Origin of the sequence: Providencia sp. PROV188, assembly GCF_027595165.1 — a bacterium.
Classification (GTDB): Bacteria; Pseudomonadota; Gammaproteobacteria; order Enterobacterales; family Enterobacteriaceae; genus Providencia; species Providencia lanzhouensis.
This window is the reverse complement of record NZ_CP097291.1, coordinates 2,831,040-2,851,264: the sequence shown is the minus strand read 5'-3', so window position 1 is coordinate 2,851,264 and position 20,225 is coordinate 2,831,040. Positions and strand designations below refer to the sequence as shown.

Sequence of the window (20,225 nt, the reverse complement as noted above, 5' to 3'; positions counted from 1 at the left end):
GCCAATGACATGATAATCACAACCTTTAAAGTTAATTCACTGGCAAACCGGTACGCAGAGGCAATCTATCAGGATATTAAAGCCCGTAATGGTGGCGATTACTTCACAATGAACGTGGGTAATAAAGTGATTGAGGTCGCCATTAGCGACGGTGCGAAAAGTGTTCGCTTGCTGGTAGACAGTTACTTATTGAACGCCTTGAAACAAGAAAAAAAAGCATGGAAAAAAGCCGCCGTACAAGTCTTAAAAGTTTGTGTGATAAATGGCGTTATTACAGGCTACGGGCGCGAAATATGGAAAAGCATGATTAATGACATGGGTAATACTTTAGCCGAACAAGGAGAGTTTCAATGAAGCCGATTGATGTTATCCGTGATGTGAAGCTGAAAGCCAACGGGCAATGGCAAAACATATTATCTAACCTTGGGGCGGAAGTGCCCCTAAACACGCACACGGCTTGTCCTCATTGTGGCGGTAAAGACCGTTTTAGATTTGATGACAAAGACGGCAACGGCACGTTTATTTGTAGTCAGTGCGGCTCGGGTGATGGGTTGGACTTAGTTCAGCGTGTTCTGGGTGGTAGCGTGACAGAAGCCGCTTATGAGGTGGCTGGCATGATTGGTATTGATACCCGTTCAGATAATCCACCAGCCTACCGTAGCCATGAGGTAAAGGCGCAACAGGACGCATTGAAAGCGCAGCAAGCCCAGAACCAAGCTAACGAGCAGATAGAGAAGCATAAACGCTTTACAGCGCGATACAGCCGCACTATTGCCAACGCTAAAAAGGGCGAATCTGAATACCTGAAAGCGAAAGGTTTTGAGAGTACCACCGTGACCCTATTAGCCGATGGTTCGCTGATTATTCCATTGATAGACACTGACGGCACAATAACCGCCGCACAGACCATTAAACCCAATGGCGAGAAACGGCTATTACTCGATAGTACGAAGAATGGCAGCTATTACCCTATCAATGAGCCTGTAAACGTTTCTACGGTGATTATTGCCGAGGGATTGGCAACCGCCATGACGTGCCAGTTAATCCAACCAGAAGCGCACACAGTCGCGGCAATTGATGCGGGTAACTTAACTCATGTGGCTAAGGTGATGCGGACGAAGTACCCAGAGAGCCAAATTATCATTGCTGGAGATAATGACAGTAAAAATGAGGTCAATACGGGGAAGGTGAAAGCAGAAGCCGCAGCGAGAGAAGTGAGTGGCTATGTTTCAATTCCACCTTGTCAGGGAGATTGGAACGATTACCTGCAATCCAGAGAGAGGAAAGCTACTGCCTCTGCTTTCAGCGAGGGAATATATCAGCCACAAGGAGACGAGGCAATGAGTGAGATGACATTGACTGAAACGGCAAAGGAAAACGTTACTGAAACAGTAAAACCAACCGATCCAATGAAAACCCGTATTGAGTCACGTGACGATGGTGTATTTCTAGTTACACCTAAAGCGGACAAGGAAACAGGGGAAATCATCAATCATGAACAATGGCTATCAAATGCCATAAAACGCATTACAAAAGGCGTTAATGATTTGGGGCATGAGTATTTGATTATTGAATGGGGGAATAACAACGTGCAGGCAATACCGACAGGCGACATTGGAGAGCGTGAGGGATGGCGCACATTGAAAAACGCAGGGTTATTTGTCACAACCAAGTCAGGGCTAAGGCAGTCGTTTTCTGATTGGCTATTGCGGCAGCCATTCAAAGAGAATTGGAGTATCACTAATAAATCAGGTTGGCACAAAGGCGCGTACATCATGCCAGACGGCTCAATTATTGGCACGCCCGAGCAACCCATATTTTTTAACGGACAAAGCGCAGCCGCTACCGCCTACCAGACAAGCGGAACAGTAGAAAGCTGGCGGAATGGCGTAGCGCGATTAGCTAACGGAAACAGTTTTATGATGATAGCGATTGGGGCAGCACTCGCCGCGCCGATGACAAGCATTGTCGGGGCTGACAGTTTTGGGCTTCACTTATACGCACAGTCTACCGCGGGGAAAACCACCGCCGCAGATATGGCAGTGAGTTTATATGGCGAACCCGATTTACAGCGTTTAACGTGGTATGGCACTGAATACGGCATGACCAACGAAGCGGTAGCGCACAATGACGGGCTTTTATATTTAGATGAAGTCGGACAAGGGGCTGACCCTAAACACGTCTACAAATCGGCTTACACCCTGTTTAATGGCAAAGGCAAGATACAAGGCGCGAAAGAGGGTGGCAATCGTCAGGTTCAGAACTGGAAAACGGTAGCGATTAGCACTGGCGAGAAGGATATTGAAACCTTTTTATCGATGGCAGGGATTAAGGTCAACGCAGGGCAATTAGTGCGATTACTCAATATTCCAATGGAACGCGCCACTGAATTACACGGTTGTGAAACAGGGAAAGCCCACGCGGATTTAATCAAGGTGAATTGTCGTGATAGCTACGGGGCAGCAGGGCGTTACTGGATTGAATATCTATCAAGCCATAAAGACGAAGCCAAAGAAACCTACCGAGCCGCGCAGCAACGCTGGAGTAAGTTAATCCCTAGCAGTTACGGGGAGCAAGTACACCGAGCGAGTGACCGATTTGCTACGCTGGAAGCTGCCTTGTTAATGGGGAGTGTTATCACAGGCTGGAATGAGCAGGATTGTCGGGATGTGGTTCAAGCTATCTTCAACGTGTGGGTTGCAGAATTCGGTACAGGCAACAAAGAGTTTGAGCAAATCAAAGAGCAAGCCGAAGCGTTTTTAAATGCTCATGGATTAAGCCGTTTTGCCCCCATTCCTTATGACGTTCGGGATCTGCCGATTAGAGACCTTGCAGGATATAGGAAGAAAGGCAGTAACGAGGATGACCCGATAATCTTTTATACCTTCCCATCCGCCTTTGAGAAAGAAATCGCGGCAGGGTTTAACTACAAGCAATTTGCTGAGGCGTTAAAAATGGCTGGCATGTTAACACCGCCCACCAGTGGGAGAGGTTATCAACGAAAAAGCCCACGCATAGACGGACGGCAATTTAATGTTTACGTTTTGCAATTCGCACCAGACAGCACCGAAGAAGATAACAATTGAGTAACAACTAGCGGAGGGATGAAAATCCCATGATATTTTTTTCATGTGCGTGATTTTATCGTTTTAGTGTTGGTTCAGTTGGTTCAGTAGATAAGTTTTACTGATTTATAAGGAAAAAACACCATTTTTTGAACCAACACTGAACCAACAAAGGGCTGTTTTGAACCGACAAAGTGACATTTTGAACCGACACTCAAGGTTGGAGAATTTCTTCACTGGTTGGCATGTTTAGGTTTGATGTTGGTTCATCCGTTAAAAATGTTGGTTCAAACAAGGGTAATGTTGGTTCAGTATTTTTAAATAAACACTTTAAAAACAATCATCTTTACAAATTGAACCAACTGAACCGACTGAACCAACACCTGATCGCGTATTTAATAGAAAAGTTTTTTTGAGGAAAAAGAGAGAATGAGCCGAGCGACTTTATCATTAAGAAAAGATAACAATAACGTAACAAATCCACCAGCGACGAACACACCAAAAAGCATACAAGCTAAAATGCCACAGGAAGCCCCACAGCAAGCGAAAAAGAAAAATAAGGTAGATGTTCATGCGAGGAAGAAACAGCACCGTATCGACCGCATAGCGCAGCACTGGACGCTATTCAGTGAGCCAGAAGCCAAGCCGCTAATGATTGGCATCAAGGAAGCTATGATTGCTGAGATTAAAGATAAAGGGCTGGATATCCCAGAGTGCCACATTAAACAGGGATTACGCTCATACATCAGTCGCAAGGCGTATTTGAAAGCCCTTACTCTGGGCGGCAATCGGTTTGATATGCACGGGCAACCTAACGGAGAAATCACACCAGAACAGCAAGCCATAGCAGAACAAACGCTGGCGGAATGGAACGGAAAGTAATACCGCAATTCAAAATCAATCATCACATACAAGACAAAAGCCGACTCAAATAGTCGGTTTTTTTGTTGTCTTATTTCCATAATATTGAGCGCGAGTAGAAAATATTTCTATTTATACGTCCAGTTATAGCAATAATTTATTGTTTATTTTTTAATCTGAATTAAAATTGCAGTGTATATAAAAACAGGGTGGATAAATAACCATGAGCAAGCAAAAAAGAACGTTCAAAGCTGTATCAATTGATAGCGAGATTTTGGAGCGTATAGAGAAGTTTCGCCAACAACGTGCGGAAAAGGACTATTTAATTAATGAAGCTCCGATGACGCAACTAATTAGAGGGCTACTCAATGAGGCTTTACGCCGTGAGGGGGTATAAATGGCAACGTTAATAGATACATTGCTGGTATCGCTGAAACTGGATTCGGCGAGTTTTGCCGCCGATGCGAAGAATGCGACGAATGAGAATGATCGGTTATCGAAATCTATCGATTCATTAAACGACGTACTAGGCGACGTTAACGAAACGCTCAAGGGTACAAAAGAGCAGCAGAAAAAAGCGAAAGAGCAAACAGACGAGTTCGCCAAGTCAGTCAATAACGGAATTAAAGCCCTCGCTACACTATTTAGCACAATCTTAGTTTCATCAGGGCTACAAAAACTCATCGACGATACCGCCAAAGCTAACGATCAGCTTAATTTCATGAGTAAAAATCTAGGCGTTAATGCGACGACTGTTAAACGCTGGCAAGGTGCGGCAGAAATGGCAGGAGGCAGCGCAGAGGGCATGGCTGCCAGTATGGGCGGATTAAGCAAATCATTGTGGGATTTGGCTACAATGGGGGATACTTCAATCCTTCCGTACTTTAACGCGCTGAATGTGGGGGTGATGAAAAATAGCGGAGAGCTAAGAAACCTCGATGATATCTTGCTGGATGTCGCCGATAGCCTGTCTCAGATGTCCAGACCTCAAGCCTATAACTTCGCTAAGAATATGGGCTTTGACGAAGGCACGATAAATATGTTGCTACAGGGGCGGAAAGAGGTAGAGGAATATCTAGCCTTACAAAAAGACATCGTGGTTTCGTCTGAACAAGAGCTAGAGATTAGCCGGCAACTGAATAAGCAAAATGCGCTAGTAGGTCAGCAATGGGAGGGATTAAAGACGCTACTGGCTAATTATGTTATCCCTTATGCGCTGAAATTCTCTGAGCTAGTGTCTGGCTTCCTGAATTACCTGAATAAGAACCGAGATACCGCCGTCATGGTGTTTAAAGCTATGGGGGCAGTGATAGGCATCACCCTCATACCCTTGGTATTAAAAGCCGCGACAGCGTTCCTAGGCATGTTTGGGGCTATCGGACTTATGCCAGCAGCACTACTTCTGTTGGCTGGGGGGCTATGGCTGCTCTATGATGACTTCAAGAAGTGGAAAGAAGGCGGCGAATCATTACTTGGTGAGTATTGGAAAAAGTGGGATAGCACGATCACCCCAATACTGAAAAAACTGGAAGAGTTCGAAAAATGGTTCAAAAAAACGGAGATTGGCAAGTGGTTTACCGACCAAGAGGGAAATCTTGATACTTGGAAAGTGGCGCTAGGCGGGTTTGCTTTGTGGTTCGGAACTAAATGGGCTGCTAGCCTATTAGCAACGCTAGGTAAAGTAACCAAAGGCATTAAAGGCGTTGGGGTTGCGGCAGGTAACGCATCAAAGCTCGCAAAAGGCGCTGGAATGATAGGCGCGACATATATTGGTGCTGAGTTAGTAGATGAAGGGCTGAATAAACTGTTTGGCAAATATGACGCATATCAGCGTGCCAGAACCGCGCCAACGTGGGGGTATTTCTGGGATTCATTTTCAGGAGGTGGCGGAGATGCTTACTGGAAAGATGGCAAGTGGATTGATAACAGAGGTAAAGGAAACGGTCAGTTATTATCTAGTGATACATTGGATATACCAACAGGAGATGTAACAAGGGATTCTTTAGCTGCCAGAGTTACTAGAGGAGAACTTTCATTAGATCAGGCTAATGAAAAGTTAGTTGGTGGCAAGAGTGATGATATAAACGTTTCATCAAAATATAAGGATAGAGGATTAAGGTATAACAGTCCATTAAACCTAGCCTATGCAAAACAGAAAGGCGCATCAAATGACGGTAACGGATGGGCTAAATTTGATAGTCCTTATGATGGAATAAGAGCCAGTTCTAGACAGCTAATGATGTACTACAATGGAACATCAGCAGCAGCGGAATATAAAAAGTTACAAACTGTCTGGGATATTATCCATCAATGGGCACCAAAAGGTCACGGTGATAATGACCCTGCTGGATATTCAAAAATTGTCGCTGATAGAATGGGGGTTGGTGTGGACTCTGTTTTAGACTTGAATAATCCGACTGTCATGCATTCCTTGATCAAAGAGATGTCGAAAGTAGAAAATAGCAATAAATATCCATATTCGGATGCTCTATCAATGGCTGCCATTCAAGGTACTGGCGATCCTATTCAGAACGCTATTAGCAATATCCAATCATTCAACAAACAGATATCAACGCCTTTTGCAGCGGGTGTGAGTGGTTTGGCTAAGGGGTTTTTAGATCAATCAAATGCGCTTAAATCACAAGCCCAAACAATCACAAATAACAAAACGGATGTTAACGTAGGGGGAATAACAGTACACACCACTGCTTCAACATTATCAGGGGTTAATGAATCGGCAGCTGAAGAAGCTACGCGGAGAGTTTATCAACTAGTTCCAACAATGAACTAATTAACTTTAAATAACCTATACCCAATGGCACAATTAATTAAACCAAATTCAGAGAGAATGTAAAATGTTTAAACGATTGTTCATTGGGATAGTATTCAGCATTACAACATCAACAATTGCGAACGCTGGTAGTGGGTTATATCGAGATGAAAACTTTAACTGAATTCATATCAAGGGGCGTATATGTGCAATATATACCCAATGCCAAATGACATAACTAATTGGTCAGAATATACAGATAAAGTTATTGGACAGGCGAATGTAGTTGTTGAAAACCAAGAAGGCGGAACGGGAAAGCATGTTTTTGTAAGTCTAAATAATGGTAAAGAACTTAATACGCCTTTATTGCCATTGCTGGAAAAGGGATCATCAGGAACTATCTATGGAAAGAAAAACAGCACTTTTACAATGATGTATATTCTTAACGCGGAAGATGGGGCGCTAATTGCTATCCAGGATAAGCGCAAAGGGAATGAACTTAGCGTTTTGCTTGGCGGGTGTAACTTACTCCGAAATCAGGAAGAACCAGCCCCAGCAGACCCACAGTAAATATAACGTTATAGAGATTGAGCACATGCAGCAAAGTATTAAGAAAAAACGCAATCGCTACTTTAACGGTACGCCAACAACGCGCCTAATCGTAACGTGTGAGCAATCCGTTATTGACGCAGTAGACGAGCATATATTGATAAACTATATCAGGGCTGGCAATCGTGCAGAGTTCGTGAGACAGGCGATAATTGAGAAGTTACAGCGTGAACTTTGATGATTAATGGAGAAGTACGCGCACGCGCGAGAAAATCCAGACTTTCGAGACCAGTACGCGCGCGCGAGGGAATGATGATTTTCGGGCACGTTAGCGGTTATTTATTCGTATCGTAAAAAGTAACTTTGATGATTAATGGAGTCCATAAAAAAGGGCTGAATTAGCGACAAATATAGACATTAAATGAGGGGGCTAGATGCTAACAACTAAACAAGAAAATTTCTGCCTTGCCTATATTGAGACGGGCAACGCAAGCGAAGCCTATAGAACGGCATACGACACGGCAAAAATGAAGCCTGAATCAATCAACAGGAAAGCTAAAGAGCTATTGGACAACGGCAAGATTACGGCAAGGGTGAACGAGCTACAGCAAGATATTAGAACAAAGCACGATATTACCGTTATGATGTTATTGGATGAGCTGGAAGCGGCTAGATTGAAAGCCCTGAATGCTGACACGCCTCAAGCATCGGCAGCAGTAGCGGCAACGATGGGGAAAGCCAGATTGACAGGGCTGGATAAGGTTCTGGTTGATTTAAGTGCCAATGTGAAAGTAGAGACACGCTCAATCAAGGATATTTTTGATTAAATATCAATAGATAATAATACTACCTTACTCATTCTATTAATTTTTTTTAGATAATTTACTATAGGCATGGCAGCCATCTTGAAGACCTGAATCGCAAGCTTTTCTAAAATATTTACTTGCTAAGGCTTCATTTTTTCTAACTCCATCTCCTGTTAAGAATAAGAAGCCTAAAATAAAATGCGCTTTAGGGTTATTTTGTTCTGATGCTTTTTTTAACCATTTTGCTGCGATTTTAGAGTCTTTATCTACACCTTTACCTTCATAGTACATGACACCCAGTAAGGCTTGGCTATATGAATCTCCTTGCTCCGCGGCCTCCATAAACCATTTTGATGCTATTTGGTAATCAAGAGGAACCCCTTTACCCATGTAGTACAGGGTGGCTAATTGCCCTTGAGCCATAGAGTAACCTTGATCTGCCGCTAATTTATACCACTTAGCTGCTTCCGCGTAATCCTGTCCTACGCCTTTACCTTCATAATACATTGCGCCTAATAAAGTCTGTGCTCTTGCGTTGCCTTTTAAAGCTGCTTGGGAGATTAATTGAGCAGTTTTTTTAAAGTCTTGCTTTACTCCTTTCCCCTCATAATACAATGTTCCTAACATTATCAGAGCATCCTCATTCCCCTGATCGGCAGCCTTGCACAACGCAACTTCTTGAATCTCACAAGTATTAGACCAAGCAATAAGCGGAAATAATAGAGATATACAAAGTGCTATTTTTTTCACGTGACCCTCATTTAGGAATTTTACCATCCCGTTTATGTGTAATGAAATAATTATTCAACGCAATATACTAGATCTTATGCTCGTAATTTAGCTAGGATATCTTTGTGCCGCTTCCATGCTGAATAAATATCCTTATCCCACGCTTTACCACCTTTCGTCTGGTAGCCAGCCTCGTTAATCCGTTCAGCGATAATGCGCCCGTTATCTATACCCTCTGATAGCACCAAATTAACCACAGAAACGACAGCAGACTCATTATAGGTATAAGGTGGGATATCCGCCTTGCCAGCAATCAAAGATGCCACAGACGATTCTAGGCGTTCCACCAGCGATAACATACGAGCGTCAGGATTGCTGTCTGGTCGATTTAGTTTCTCTTTGATAGCTGAGACTATCCACGCTGTTTTATCAGTACCAGAGTTCGATACAGCATCATTAAACAGGGTTTGCAGTTCAGCAGGTAAACGAAAGGCAATAAGATTAGATTTACTCATGATAATAGTCCGTTATTAACTCAATGAGTGCTTATTATATCAGCGTATAACAGTGTTATACAGATTAGGAAATGTAAAATTGCTGGTGAATTTAATGATTAATTCTATAACTTAAAGTTAGAGTAACTTACTGTAAAACAAGCAAACCGTATTATTGCGCTTTGTAACTGGCTGAATACATGGCAAAGCTCAAATTTGATCACAGTCTAATTTTACTAATAGAATCAATCGGCTCATTTTTGAGCCTGTATCAACCGCCATGGTTATCGTGACAGTCGGAAGGGGGGACAGTTGAAATGCTACCCCATACACCAAAACCACAAATTAGTACCTTTAGCCAAAGCAGATAAATATTAGCCAGTACAGCCAACCACTCAAAAATCACGGTGTGGTTATTTTGATATCAAAAAGAATCTCGGTAGTAACGTACCGAAATAGCACTGTAATAAACCGCGGTGGTACTATGATGTTGCCATGATGATTGTAAGGTATCCGTTTTGGTATCCACCGAAAAGGCTATATTTTACTGGATACTCTATCCGCTGAATGTTGACAATTGTTGACATCAGAACCAGACAAAACCAGACATGAGAACAAAGTAAATGTTGCTAGTTGTTGTGGTAGAAAACTTGTCAAAACTTGTCATCACACCAAGTAAATTTATAAGCCCCGTCCAAAATTAAATAGGTACGCAGTAGGTATGTGCTTAATTCTCGCATTTCGCTATAATCAAATAAAATCATGATGTTGTGTAAAAGTACGCAGAATGGTACGCAGCAAAACAAGGGTAATAAGTTTTGACTAGTCTTGACGGATTTAACTTGGTTGCCATTTTGACGGTTGCCACTCTGGTTGCCAGCAAAACAGCATGTTTTATGCTAGTGGAATGATGGGCTTTGATTGTTCCATTTTGGCACAATCAAGGTATAGCGATAATCACAACGCCTTTTGAGGTATAGCCATGTTACAACGTGAAGCAATACAAGCCGTTATGATGGAATTAGCCCACCAGCAAGGACAATCACTCAATGGACTCGATAGGCTGGCGATTAGAACGGGTGTAGCCCAGACAATGCAGGGTAAAGAGCGTCACAGACGAAGAATGACAGCACCTACCTACCAATGGACGAAGCCAGCACCGAAACGGTGATGCGAAGATAATCGCAATGGTCAAATATTGAGCGATGCAAGAAAAAGTGCGACGGTATACAGGCTATAGGTTGCCTTGAAATCAAGGGCACTTAAGGCGACTGAATAGGACTCCTTGATATTAAGGAGTCATGAGGCTCTGAAATCGGAGGCTCGTCACTGGCTGGCAATATTCCAATAATGTCCACGAGATAAAAGTAACCACTTTGGTAACCACCAAAAGTAACCACAATGCAAATAAGCATTGCGATACCCACAGGACAATTTTGTCCTCTGAATAAATATCAATGAGTTACCATGACGCAAATATGCGTTACCGAGTAAATCAATAGCTTATCTACTCTGAACATGAATAACCAAAGCCCAAAATTGCGCCTCGCAATGCTAGTCATAATAGAAATCACGGTGTAATTATTTTGATGTCAAAATGACTGGATATAATAACGTACCAAAATGGCATGTAGGTAAACCACGGTGGCACTATTGATTGGACTATATAAAACCTAATGCTTGGTACTACCAAAAATTACACTGGATTGATTAATATCCTTGTTATCATTCATGTTTTATGAATATCAGTGCGGGTATGTAGTGCGTATGCATTAGGTACACTAGTATCTTTAAATTAAGGCAGGTATACAGTATTTACTATCATGGTATGAAGGTGAGTAAATGAGAAAAGCAAAATCAATCAAGATCACCACATCAGGAACGGTAATAAAAGCTCCTGAGCGAGTTAAAACAGCCACAGGTAAAGTTATGGCCACAATGACTATTCAGGCTGAGAGTGACAAGCGTAGCCCGTACCCATTAAAGATAGTGGCATTCGATATTAATGCGCTGGAGCTTATGACCTGCCAGAAAGGAAACAAAGTAACTGCTACGGGTCGCTATGAATGGTTTAATGGTTATCAGCTAACAGGGGCGCAGATAGTTACCTGTTAGTAAATGAGCACTATGATAAAAATAAAGCTCAAAATAAATGAACGTAGTTTGAATCGCTATCCCAGAATTAATAATCCAGCTAAGCTATCCTGAAAATTAAAAGTAACTCTTACATATTCAGAGGATAGCTATGGAAGATGATTCACTTTTCACAGTAAAGGAATATGCTGCGTTGCTTAAGCTGTCTGAGTCCACTGTTTATAGAAACCCAGCTAAGTATCATATGTTCCGTGTTGGCAGGTCATGGCGCGCTAGTAAAGAAAGCTTGAAACGGTTTGAACAAGCACTGTTTCAGGATGACGTTTGTTCATCAATAGGCTCTAGAATTAAAAGCAATAAATCAACTAGCCGAAGTTTTAATACTTTAATGTCACAAGTTGACGCTGAGATAGAGTTTGAACGCCGATTAGCAGGGAGAAAGAAGCAATAATGTCTTTATATGATGATTACTTTAACATGTATACATTGACTGGTTAAATAACCAGCTCTCTAAGTTTCATTTATCTTGATAAAATATTTCAAGTATTTAGCTTAGGTATCGTGTTAGTGAGCAACATTGATAAAAAATTTCTATTTTACTACCAGATATAAATATATTTAGTAAGGAGGAGTAATGGATGAGAGAAGTGAATTACTAACTATTAAGTACGATGGAGAAGCATTAGTAGACCATAGAATTGATCTTGGTGTTCTAGCTGAATCATTAACAGGTCTCCAATTATTAATAAGTGAGGTTAACCTAATAATTAATGGGACTAATGATAAAATTGACGTGAAGGTTAAGCCATTTCAAGAGGGGTCATTTGAATATATATTAGACGTAATTCAGCATCCATCAGAATACTTAGATGTATTAGCAGTGATTGGCTTAACAGTAACTTCAGGCATAGCCTTGAAGGATACCTTGATAAATTATGTCAAAGAAATCAATAACAGACCAATAAGAAGAATGTCATTTACTCAAGAAGGGGATTGTAAGATCATCCTTGATGATGACGAATCAATTATAACTCCATCATTTTTCGGTAAGTTACTCACTAGCAAAACAATTAGAAAAAGTTTAGATAAAGTGATTTATACACCACTCCAGCATGATGGTTATGACTTGATAAAAATAAATGATAATGAAGGGAATAGCATCATTGAGTATACCAAAGAAGATAGCTCGGCATTTAAATTTAACAATAGAAGTAAAGTAATAGATCCATTGATAAATGAATTAGTTATCGATGACGCTGCCATTACATTTCTTACCGTTCATCGAGACAAGAATACCAACTGGAGGGCAGAATATGATGGCTCTGCAGTAACTATTACTATGAATGATGATGAGTTTTATACTAGAATGATCAAAGGTATTGAGTCCTTAGTTTTTAGCTCTACTTACTTAGTCAAGCTGAAAATACTGGAAGAATTAAATACCGGCGAAAAATCATATGTTATAGAAAAGGTCTATAACTAAGTTAATTTAGGTGAAATAAGGGAGGAGAAAATGCAATCACTTGCTATTTGGCTGTTATTTTTTGGCTGTCTTCCCTTGTCTTATCTAATATTTAGAGTTTCATTTGATTGGATCGCGTACCAGCTTTTACCTAAGAAAGAAGTGTTAGTTGAATTTGAAAGCTCTAATGGTGAAATAGAGCGATTCGTTATTACTGGTAAAACACAAAAAGAATTATATGAAAAAGCAGCTAAGGCTGTAAGAAGTAAGAGCGCTAATAATGGTGACTAGCTCCTCTGATTCCATTGATAACGCCACTTCAAAAATGGAGAAAACGTTACCCAATTTATCTGCAACTCTCATATCTGGTGCGGCTTCGGTGTTTTTGGCTGAATGGAGTTTTATAATTTACGGTATAGATTTTTCTTCACTTAAGCCTCTTGCGTTTGCTTCACTCCCTGTTTTTGCTCTGTCTTTATCTTATGGAATAAGAAAATTGTGGTTGATCAAAAAGGTTGGGGCGTCACAAAGAGGGATTTTGTCAGAAAGTGACAAAACGATTAAAAGAATTAAAAATAGATTAAAGGATAAAAACCTTCCTCCGAGAGTTAAAGAAATGCTAGAAAATGAGTTACTGATTGCTATGCAAGATGATATTTTATTATCAAAGGCTTCAATGACAGCATTGAGAAAAGATCAAGAAGGAGATCTCCAAAAACTTGAAGAAAACCCACCTCAGATAGATTAAATCATATTTCTTTGTATTTGTTTCGCTTTGCTCGCTTAAATATTCTAATTTTACTTCTAATGGTTCAATGCCTATAAACTTGTTTGTATGCCAAATTTTGCAACATAACTAACGATTGATGATATTTTTGCAATAATATCATTCAAATAAAATCGATATCTAAACCTCTTAATTTTTGAGTCACAAAATAAAAAGGGGGCATAATTGGGGGCATGATGCGAAATTGAATGAATTTAAGGTCTTTATAATCAATATGGTATGGCTTTATATTGAATCCTGTAGGGGCCATTCTCAAGCAAGCGTATATCAATAGACATCACAGGATGTCTTTTTTTATGCCTGAAATTCATTGAATCAGCTGATTTTAGCCTTTCTTCGTTCAATTAACGTCTACCTATTCAACTATAAGGTAATTCATCATTAATACCTAAAATAGTTGTGGGTTTTGGATGTTGATATCCTTGTTAGGTGATGAATATGGTGCTTTCTGCTCAAACTAAACCATATAATATTTAACTGTTAATTTTGTTATTTAACACTTCATTAATTGAATTATATTATATTGAAAAACGTCATTTTTGTTTAAAATAGAGCAAAATTATGTATATAAAATCCCGTATTCATTTGATAATGTTATGTTTTTTTAATTCATTAGAGTTTTAATCTATAGCCAATAAAATAAAAGTTATTAATGGAAGATAATTCCTTATTATTAATAATCCTATTTGATATGTTATCTATGAAATAACATTTTATTTTTGAATTATATTCAAAAAAAGATAAGTCGGTATTCGTCACTCCACATTAATCATAATTACACTGTAATAAAATAACGTTTATTTCTTGTTACATTTAAATTTAAAAGAGTAATGAAAATGAAAGAAAAAATCGAAAATTACACTGGACCTGCGGCAGGCTGGGGAGCAGTTAAAGCTGTCGCTGAAGCTATACGCGAGCAGATGGATATTGTACCCGATATTATTACTATGTTTGAAATGAATAAGCCTCAAGGTTTTGACTGCCCCGGTTGTGCATGGCCTGACCCTAAACATAGTGCATCGTTTGATGTCTGTGAAAATGGTGCAAAAGCGATGGCATGGGAAGCCACAGCAAAGAGAGCAACACTTGAGTTCTTTGCGAAACATACCGTTAGTGAATTGTTAACGTGGGATGACTATGACTTGGAAAATGAAGGTCGTCTAACTCATCCAATGAAATATAATGAGCAAACAGATCGCTATGAAAAAATTGAATGGAACGATGCTTTTGCTCAAATAGGTCAGCGGTTATCAAATTACTCAGATCCTAATTCGGTTGAATTTTATACTTCAGGTCGAACTTCAAATGAAGCTGCGTTTTTATATCAGCTTTTTGCCAGAGAGTATGGAACTAACAATTTTCCGGATTGTTCAAATATGTGCCATGAGCCGACAAGTGTCGGTCTCGCAGCCTCAATAGGTGTGGGTAAAGGTACGGTATTACTTGATGATTTTGACAAGGCTGATTTAGTAATTTGTATTGGACATAATCCAGGAACTAATCATCCTCGAATGCTCAGCTCACTTCGTGAAGTATCAAAACGAGGTGCCAAAATTATCGCAATTAACCCTTTAAAAGAAAGAGGATTAGAACGATTTGCTTATCCGCAAGATCCAATTGAAATGTTGACGCTAGAGTCCACGCCTCTCGCAGGATATTACTATAAAGTTAGAATCGGTGGAGATACTGCATTAATTAAAGGTGTCATTCGCATTATTATTGAGTACCACGATGCGGCTATAGCAAGAGGTCAAGCGCCTATATTAGATAGTGAATTTATAAGCACTCATACCGTTGGTTTTGATAACCTTAAGCAAGATGTGCTCACTACTTCTTGGGATGATCTTTTATCGGTGAGTGGCATGACTCGTGATGAAATAGAACAAATTGCTCAACTTTATATCGAGGCAAAAAATACCATTATCTGTTATGGCATGGGAATTACGCAGCACCAGCATGGTACTCAAAATATTCAGCAACTAATCAATCTTTTATTATTGAAAGGTAATATTGGTCGAGATGGTGCGGGAATTTGCCCATTGAGAGGGCATTCTAATGTGCAAGGCGATCGTACTGTTGGAATAACCGAAAAACCAAGCCAATCTTTTATCGACAAAATTGAGCAACGCTTTGGTTTTAAGCCTCCTATCGCTTTTGGTCATGCAGCCGTGGCTAGCATGCAAGCAATCTCTGAAGGCAAAGTAAACGCATTGATTTGTATGGGGGGAAACCTTGCAGTTGCTATGCCAGATAAAGATGCATGCTACAGCGGAATGAAAAAACTTGATATGGCTGTTCATATTGGGACCAAACTTAATCGATCACATTTGTTGACGGCAAAGAATACATTTTTATTTCCTGTATTAGGTCGTACAGAAGTAGATATTCAAAAATCAGGTCCGCAAAGCATTACTGTTGAGGATTCTATGTCAATGGTACATGCTTCACATGGCAAGCTAAAACCTGCTAGCCCATATTTAAAATCGGAATGTGCAATTGTTGCTGGTCTTGCCAAAGCGACGATTCCTAACTCAAAAGTTGAATGGGATGATTTCATTGATGATTACGATAAAATTCGTGATGCAATGGAAGCTGTATTACCAGGTTTTGAAGATTACAATAAAAGAATCCGAATTCCTGGAGGTTTTCATTTAACAAATGCAGCGGCTCAGCGTAAGTGGTTAACTCAATCAGGTAAAGCAAACTTTATAACAACTGAAGGTGTCATTGAAGATCCAGAGTCTGCGACACATAGCGAATTAGTTTTGGCAACTATACGTAGTCATGACCAGTACAATACAACTATTTATGGAATGAATGACCGCTATCGTGGTGTTTTTGGACAGAGAGACGTCATTTTTATCAGTGAAGCTCAGGCAAAAAAACAAAAATTATCTGCTGGTGATAGAGTCAATGTTATTGCCTTAGATAATCGGCAAAATAGGACTAAACGTCGTTTAGATAACCTAAAAGTGGTTATCTATGATATGGCTGATCGCTGTGTTGCCACTTATTTTCCTGAAGCAAATAATTTGATAGCACTTGATAACTTTGACCCTCAATGTGGTATTCCTGCGTATAAAAATATTCCAGTAATTTTAGAGAAGGTAAGTGCAGTATCCTAATTGTTTTAAATTCTAACCACCCCTATGTGGGTGGTTTATTTGATCCTCTAAAGGCATATCAACGACATTTCTAAATAACACCGATTTCCCTTCTGTTATTCCAAGTATCTTTACTGCTTTTCTTATCCAATCATTTTCTAATCCTATCGGCTCAACTCACACAACATTGGCGAGCCAGCGTTCCTAGGAGCTCTATAAATAATTCATTCAATATTACCTAGTATTTATACTGATCAATTGTATTACTATTTCTAAACTATCTTTAATGTGTATCTTGTTCGTTTAGTTCAATGACTCGAGTGAAATAAATCATTAAATAAAGAGTTTTTAATTAATGAATAGGTTTTTTTGATGTTTTTTATGTGTTCTTGGTTATTTAACACACAAGGTTATAAAATTATTAAATTTAATTTAAATAATATAATAAAAAACACGAAATAAAGGTGAAATATTGGGTGTAATAATTACTTACATATTTATTCAACTCTTACTAGGATTATTCTTATATGCGGCTATAATGAATTTAGTTTTTTGTTTTTATTGAAAGTTGTTTTCAACTCGTAATTGGGGTCTTGGGGTTATTGGTATTTTATGCTGTTTTATTATAAATCATTTGATATTCTAATATTGATTATCTTTTTTTTGATTTGTTTTTATTTTTATCTTTGCGAATTAATTGTAATTTTGTGGTTATTGCTTTTCATTAATTAACGGTTTTATTTTTATATAATGGTCCTTATTGTAAATTATTGTGTCTATTTAACATGTATATCGTGTTATGCGCGCCTTATTTCATTTAAAGAAATATCTTCAATTATTTATTTTGGTATTTTTAGATGCTCATAAAGTATTGATTTTTATGTTTTATTATTTTACTCATATTTGATTATTTATTGATTTAAATGAATTAATATTTATGATTGATAGCCTGCGTATATCAAATAGCTCTTTTTCGATCGAAAAAAACAATTTTTAACTACAGTTTTAATTCTATAACTTAATAACAGCTGAAGCGTATTTTCCTATATCGATAATATAAAAAAATAATCAGCGAAATATGATCTGAGAGGTTTGAAATGCGAGACTATGAACCATTATCAAATAATATTGGCAGGATGTTAAAAGACTACCGTAGGCGCACAGGATTAACAGGAAGTGAATTGGCAAAGCGTATTAATGTAAGCCAACAGCAAATATCTCGATATGAAAACGGTGTGAATAATATATCATTTGACAAGCTTATCATACTATTTAATGCACTTGAGATGAGTAGTCGAGATATTGATGTTTTCTTCGAAAAAATGAAGTATCTGTTTGATTCTAGTGTATACAAACACTCGAAAATAGAGTGACAGACCCTTATTTTTTAAAATCATTCAAATTTAATTAAATTGTTTTAGGCAATTTAATTAAATTCGGTCGTTTTAATTATGGTGTCATGAAGTCTGTATTTGTTTTTTTCTATCAAGTTGTACTTAATAAATATACATAAGGAAATATTATGAAAGTTAAATCACTAGCACTTGTTGTTATTTCAGCTTTATCTTTAGGTTCAGTCGCTGCAATGGCTGCAACAACAACCGTAAACGGCGGCCAGGTACACTTTAAAGGTGAGCTAGTGAATGCAGCGTGTGCTGTTGATGCTGGTTCTGTAGAGCAAACTGTTCGTTTAGGTCAAGTTCGTACAGCTAAATTAGCTAAATTGGGCGATACCAGTGGTTCTGTTGGTTTCAACATCCAATTAAACGACTGTGATACAACAGTTGCTACTTCTGCAAAAGTTGCCTTTACCGGTGTTGCTGCAGATGCAACTAACCCAACTGTTTTATCTGTAGCTTCTTCAGCTTCAGGTGCAGCGACTAACGTTGGTATCCAAATTTTAGATGGTAAGAGCGCGCCTCTGGGTCTGGATGGTGCAACATTCAGTAACCCTATCACTCTGAATGACGGTGCAAACGTTCTGCCATTCCAAGCTCGTTACTTCGCACTGGGTGCAACAACTGCTGGTGTTGCTAACGCAGATGCAACCTTCGCTGTTCAATACGAGTAATCACTAAAAAGGATTAGGGATATCCCATTTGATAAGCCAAGGATGGCTTTTATTCACGAACCAAAAGGTGGAAGTTTATGAGAGAGCTGCTGGCAGTTTCACTCCTTCTGTTTTCTCCATTTTTGCAAGCTGGGAATAAATGGAAAGTTCAACTTCCTGGTGGTGGGATGCGCTTTCAAGGGGAATTAATTGCAGAAGGCTGCACTGTTGAAACTTCAGACCGTAATTTGGTAGTGAATATGGGACAAGTGCGCACCAATGCATTCAAGGCTCCAGGTCAAGATTCAGCACCGACGGCGTTTGATCTTCACCTCCGAGAGTGTAGCAATGCAGTTAGCGAGTATGTATCCATTACCTTCAACGGTGTGGCTAATGAAAGGAACCCAGATATTTTTTCCATCGGTGATGGGCCTAACACCGCGAAAGGTGTGGGAGTTGCCATTTTTGATTCAAAAAATACCTTAATTCCGGTGAATAGTGCTCCACTCAAAGTGGCGAATCTGCGTGATGGGGATATGACATTGCACTTTGTTGCTAAGTATCGCTCGACAAGCGAGAACATCATGGGCGGAAAAGCGAATGCTCAAGCACTATTCTCACTGACTTATGAATAAAAATATCGAAAAAGACAGTGACATATTTATTTCATTTTTTAGTAAAAAAAGGACAGATGTAAACATGAAAACCAGAAAAACATATAAGTTCATTACCGCCTTATTACTTTTACTCTGTTCGACCGTATCCACTCAGGTTTATGCAGGTGTTGCATTAGGTGCAACGCGAGTGATTTATCCTGCGGATCAAAAGCAGGTTCAACTTGCCGTGACCAATAATGATGAAAAGGGCGTTTTTCTGATCCAATCGTGGGTTGAAAATGCCAATGGTCAAAAAGATAGCCAATTTGCGATCACTCCGCCTCTTTTTACGATGAAAGGCGTTAAAGAAAATACATTGCGCATTATTGATGCGACCAATAACCAATTACCGAAAGATAGAGAAACGCTGTTTTGGCTGAATGTGAAAGCGATTCCAGCAATGGACAAAGCGAACATGAGCGAGAATACGTTGCAGTTAGCGATTATTAGCCGCATTAAATTGTATTACCGTCCTACAGGTCTCTCTATTGCGCCGGATAAAGTGGCTGAAGAATTACGCTTTAAGCGCCAAGGTAGCTCACTGATTGTGGTTAACCCAACGCCTTATTTTGCCACAGTTACAGATTTAAAAATCGGTGCAGCAAAATTGGATAACGTGCTTGTTCCTCCATTTGGTGATGCGTCAGTGAATGTTCCTTCCAATGGAAATGGTGCTATTAGCTACCAAACCATTAATGATTACGGCGCACTAACGCCGAAAATGACAGGAAAAATGCAGTAAAAACTTACGTTTTTATTTCTCGAAAATAATTAAACATCATTCCAAATTGGAAATTT

General features: G+C 39.4%; 20 protein-coding genes. 18 read left to right on the top strand and 2 right to left on the bottom strand.

Annotated features, from left to right (window positions below; translation table 11 throughout):
* Positions 1-9: 9 nt before the first annotated feature.
* The 7 genes from M5X66_RS13130 (at position 10) to M5X66_RS13100 (ending at position 8,072) form a co-directional block, all read left to right on the top strand.
* Positions 10-354: a hypothetical protein gene (locus tag M5X66_RS13130; protein ID WP_270103632.1), complete on the top strand. Its 345-nt coding sequence runs from the start codon at positions 10-12 to the stop codon at positions 352-354.
* Positions 351-3,086 carry a TOPRIM and DUF927 domain-containing protein gene (locus M5X66_RS13125; protein ID WP_036983503.1) on the top strand — a complete coding sequence of 912 codons (2,736 nt, stop codon included), beginning with the start codon at positions 351-353 and terminating at the stop codon, positions 3,084-3,086. Before M5X66_RS13130 ends, M5X66_RS13125 begins: the two co-directional genes overlap by 4 nt.
* Before the next feature lie 408 nt (positions 3,087-3,494).
* Positions 3,495-3,947: a ProQ/FINO family protein gene (locus M5X66_RS13120; protein WP_036983504.1), complete on the top strand. Its 453-nt coding sequence runs from the start codon at positions 3,495-3,497 to the stop codon at positions 3,945-3,947.
* 202 nt (positions 3,948-4,149) lie between these two features.
* The gene (locus M5X66_RS13115; RefSeq protein ID WP_080675951.1) at positions 4,150-4,323 is read left to right on the top strand and encodes a 3-hydroxybutyryl-CoA dehydrogenase; all 174 of its coding nucleotides are present in this window, start codon (positions 4,150-4,152) and stop codon (positions 4,321-4,323) included.
* The gene (locus tag M5X66_RS13110; protein ID WP_270103631.1) at positions 4,324-6,717 is read left to right on the top strand and encodes a hypothetical protein; all 2,394 of its coding nucleotides are present in this window, start codon (positions 4,324-4,326) and stop codon (positions 6,715-6,717) included.
* 183 nt (positions 6,718-6,900) lie between these two features.
* Positions 6,901-7,266, top strand: a complete 366-nt coding sequence (locus M5X66_RS13105; protein WP_270103630.1) for a hypothetical protein — start codon at positions 6,901-6,903, stop codon at positions 7,264-7,266.
* A gap of 413 nt (positions 7,267-7,679) precedes the next feature.
* Positions 7,680-8,072, top strand: a complete 393-nt coding sequence (locus M5X66_RS13100) for a terminase small subunit (RefSeq protein ID WP_036983508.1) — start codon at positions 7,680-7,682, stop codon at positions 8,070-8,072.
* A gap of 36 nt (positions 8,073-8,108) precedes the next feature.
* Here M5X66_RS13100 and M5X66_RS13095 read toward each other — a convergent pair whose 3' ends face one another.
* Positions 8,109-8,801, bottom strand: coding sequence for a tetratricopeptide repeat protein (locus tag M5X66_RS13095; RefSeq protein ID WP_196231757.1), 693 nt, complete (start codon positions 8,799-8,801; stop codon positions 8,109-8,111).
* Between the two features lie 74 nt (positions 8,802-8,875).
* Positions 8,876-9,295, bottom strand: coding sequence for a hypothetical protein (locus tag M5X66_RS13090; RefSeq protein ID WP_036983513.1), 420 nt, complete (start codon positions 9,293-9,295; stop codon positions 8,876-8,878).
* A gap of 961 nt (positions 9,296-10,256) precedes the next feature.
* On the opposite strand from M5X66_RS13090, the gene M5X66_RS13085 reads away from it, so the two are divergent.
* The 11 genes from M5X66_RS13085 (at position 10,257) to M5X66_RS13035 (ending at position 20,169) form a co-directional block, all read left to right on the top strand.
* On the top strand, positions 10,257-10,445 hold the full coding sequence (locus M5X66_RS13085; RefSeq protein ID WP_270103629.1) for a hypothetical protein: 189 nt from the start codon (positions 10,257-10,259) through the stop codon (positions 10,443-10,445).
* Positions 10,446-11,116: 671 nt separating this feature from the next.
* Positions 11,117-11,389: a hypothetical protein gene (locus M5X66_RS13080; RefSeq protein WP_270103628.1), complete on the top strand. Its 273-nt coding sequence runs from the start codon at positions 11,117-11,119 to the stop codon at positions 11,387-11,389.
* A gap of 130 nt (positions 11,390-11,519) precedes the next feature.
* Entirely contained in the window at positions 11,520-11,819 is a 300-nt protein-coding gene (locus tag M5X66_RS13075; RefSeq protein ID WP_264403635.1) for a helix-turn-helix domain-containing protein, read from the top strand.
* A 183-nt stretch (positions 11,820-12,002) separates the two neighbouring features.
* Positions 12,003-12,851, top strand: coding sequence for a hypothetical protein (locus M5X66_RS13070; protein WP_210844499.1), 849 nt, complete (start codon positions 12,003-12,005; stop codon positions 12,849-12,851).
* A gap of 30 nt (positions 12,852-12,881) precedes the next feature.
* Positions 12,882-13,121: a hypothetical protein gene (locus tag M5X66_RS13065; RefSeq protein WP_210844500.1), complete on the top strand. Its 240-nt coding sequence runs from the start codon at positions 12,882-12,884 to the stop codon at positions 13,119-13,121.
* Positions 13,111-13,578, top strand: coding sequence for a hypothetical protein (locus tag M5X66_RS13060; protein WP_210844501.1), 468 nt, complete (start codon positions 13,111-13,113; stop codon positions 13,576-13,578). Before M5X66_RS13065 ends, M5X66_RS13060 begins: the two co-directional genes overlap by 11 nt.
* An 875-nt stretch (positions 13,579-14,453) precedes the next feature.
* Complete coding sequence (locus tag M5X66_RS13055; protein ID WP_270103627.1) at positions 14,454-16,742, top strand: FdhF/YdeP family oxidoreductase; 2,289 nt, start codon at positions 14,454-14,456, stop codon at positions 16,740-16,742.
* 1,076 nt (positions 16,743-17,818) lie between these two features.
* Entirely contained in the window at positions 17,819-18,094 is a 276-nt protein-coding gene (locus tag M5X66_RS13050) for a helix-turn-helix domain-containing protein (protein WP_036952128.1), read from the top strand.
* A gap of 149 nt (positions 18,095-18,243) precedes the next feature.
* A complete protein-coding gene (gene fimA, locus M5X66_RS13045) occupies positions 18,244-18,792 on the top strand; it encodes a type 1 fimbrial major subunit FimA (protein WP_036952127.1) in 549 nt (182 codons plus the stop codon).
* A gap of 77 nt (positions 18,793-18,869) precedes the next feature.
* Entirely contained in the window at positions 18,870-19,406 is a 537-nt protein-coding gene (locus tag M5X66_RS13040; RefSeq protein WP_154609646.1) for a fimbrial protein, read from the top strand.
* A 64-nt stretch (positions 19,407-19,470) separates the two neighbouring features.
* On the top strand, positions 19,471-20,169 hold the full coding sequence (locus M5X66_RS13035) for a fimbria/pilus periplasmic chaperone (RefSeq protein WP_036952256.1): 699 nt from the start codon (positions 19,471-19,473) through the stop codon (positions 20,167-20,169).
* Positions 20,170-20,225: the final 56 nt, after the last annotated feature.

Excerpts from the sequence above, each read along its gene's own strand:
- M5X66_RS13110 (WP_270103631.1), top strand. The coding sequence starts at position 4,324 with ATGGCAACGTTAATAGATACATTGCTGGTATCGCTGAAACTGGATTCG.
- M5X66_RS13105 (WP_270103630.1), top strand. The coding sequence starts at position 6,901 with ATGTGCAATATATACCCAATGCCAAATGACATAACTAATTGGTCAGAA.
- M5X66_RS13125 (WP_036983503.1), top strand. The coding sequence starts at position 351 with ATGAAGCCGATTGATGTTATCCGTGATGTGAAGCTGAAAGCCAACGGG.
- M5X66_RS13065 (WP_210844500.1), top strand. The coding sequence starts at position 12,882 with ATGCAATCACTTGCTATTTGGCTGTTATTTTTTGGCTGTCTTCCCTTG.
- M5X66_RS13085 (WP_270103629.1), top strand. The coding sequence starts at position 10,257 with ATGTTACAACGTGAAGCAATACAAGCCGTTATGATGGAATTAGCCCAC.
- M5X66_RS13130 (WP_270103632.1), top strand. The coding sequence starts at position 10 with ATGATAATCACAACCTTTAAAGTTAATTCACTGGCAAACCGGTACGCA.
- M5X66_RS13115 (WP_080675951.1), top strand. The coding sequence starts at position 4,150 with ATGAGCAAGCAAAAAAGAACGTTCAAAGCTGTATCAATTGATAGCGAG.
- M5X66_RS13035 (WP_036952256.1), top strand. The coding sequence starts at position 19,471 with ATGAAAACCAGAAAAACATATAAGTTCATTACCGCCTTATTACTTTTA.
- M5X66_RS13070 (WP_210844499.1), top strand. The coding sequence starts at position 12,003 with ATGGATGAGAGAAGTGAATTACTAACTATTAAGTACGATGGAGAAGCA.
- M5X66_RS13050 (WP_036952128.1), top strand. The coding sequence starts at position 17,819 with ATGCGAGACTATGAACCATTATCAAATAATATTGGCAGGATGTTAAAA.
- M5X66_RS13075 (WP_264403635.1), top strand. The coding sequence starts at position 11,520 with ATGGAAGATGATTCACTTTTCACAGTAAAGGAATATGCTGCGTTGCTT.
- M5X66_RS13060 (WP_210844501.1), top strand. The coding sequence starts at position 13,111 with ATGGTGACTAGCTCCTCTGATTCCATTGATAACGCCACTTCAAAAATG.
- M5X66_RS13055 (WP_270103627.1), top strand. The coding sequence starts at position 14,454 with ATGAAAGAAAAAATCGAAAATTACACTGGACCTGCGGCAGGCTGGGGA.
- M5X66_RS13090 (WP_036983513.1), bottom strand. The coding sequence starts at position 9,295 with ATGAGTAAATCTAATCTTATTGCCTTTCGTTTACCTGCTGAACTGCAA.
- fimA (WP_036952127.1), top strand. The coding sequence starts at position 18,244 with ATGAAAGTTAAATCACTAGCACTTGTTGTTATTTCAGCTTTATCTTTA.
- M5X66_RS13080 (WP_270103628.1), top strand. The coding sequence starts at position 11,117 with ATGAGAAAAGCAAAATCAATCAAGATCACCACATCAGGAACGGTAATA.
- M5X66_RS13120 (WP_036983504.1), top strand. The coding sequence starts at position 3,495 with ATGAGCCGAGCGACTTTATCATTAAGAAAAGATAACAATAACGTAACA.
- M5X66_RS13100 (WP_036983508.1), top strand. The coding sequence starts at position 7,680 with ATGCTAACAACTAAACAAGAAAATTTCTGCCTTGCCTATATTGAGACG.
- M5X66_RS13040 (WP_154609646.1), top strand. The coding sequence starts at position 18,870 with ATGAGAGAGCTGCTGGCAGTTTCACTCCTTCTGTTTTCTCCATTTTTG.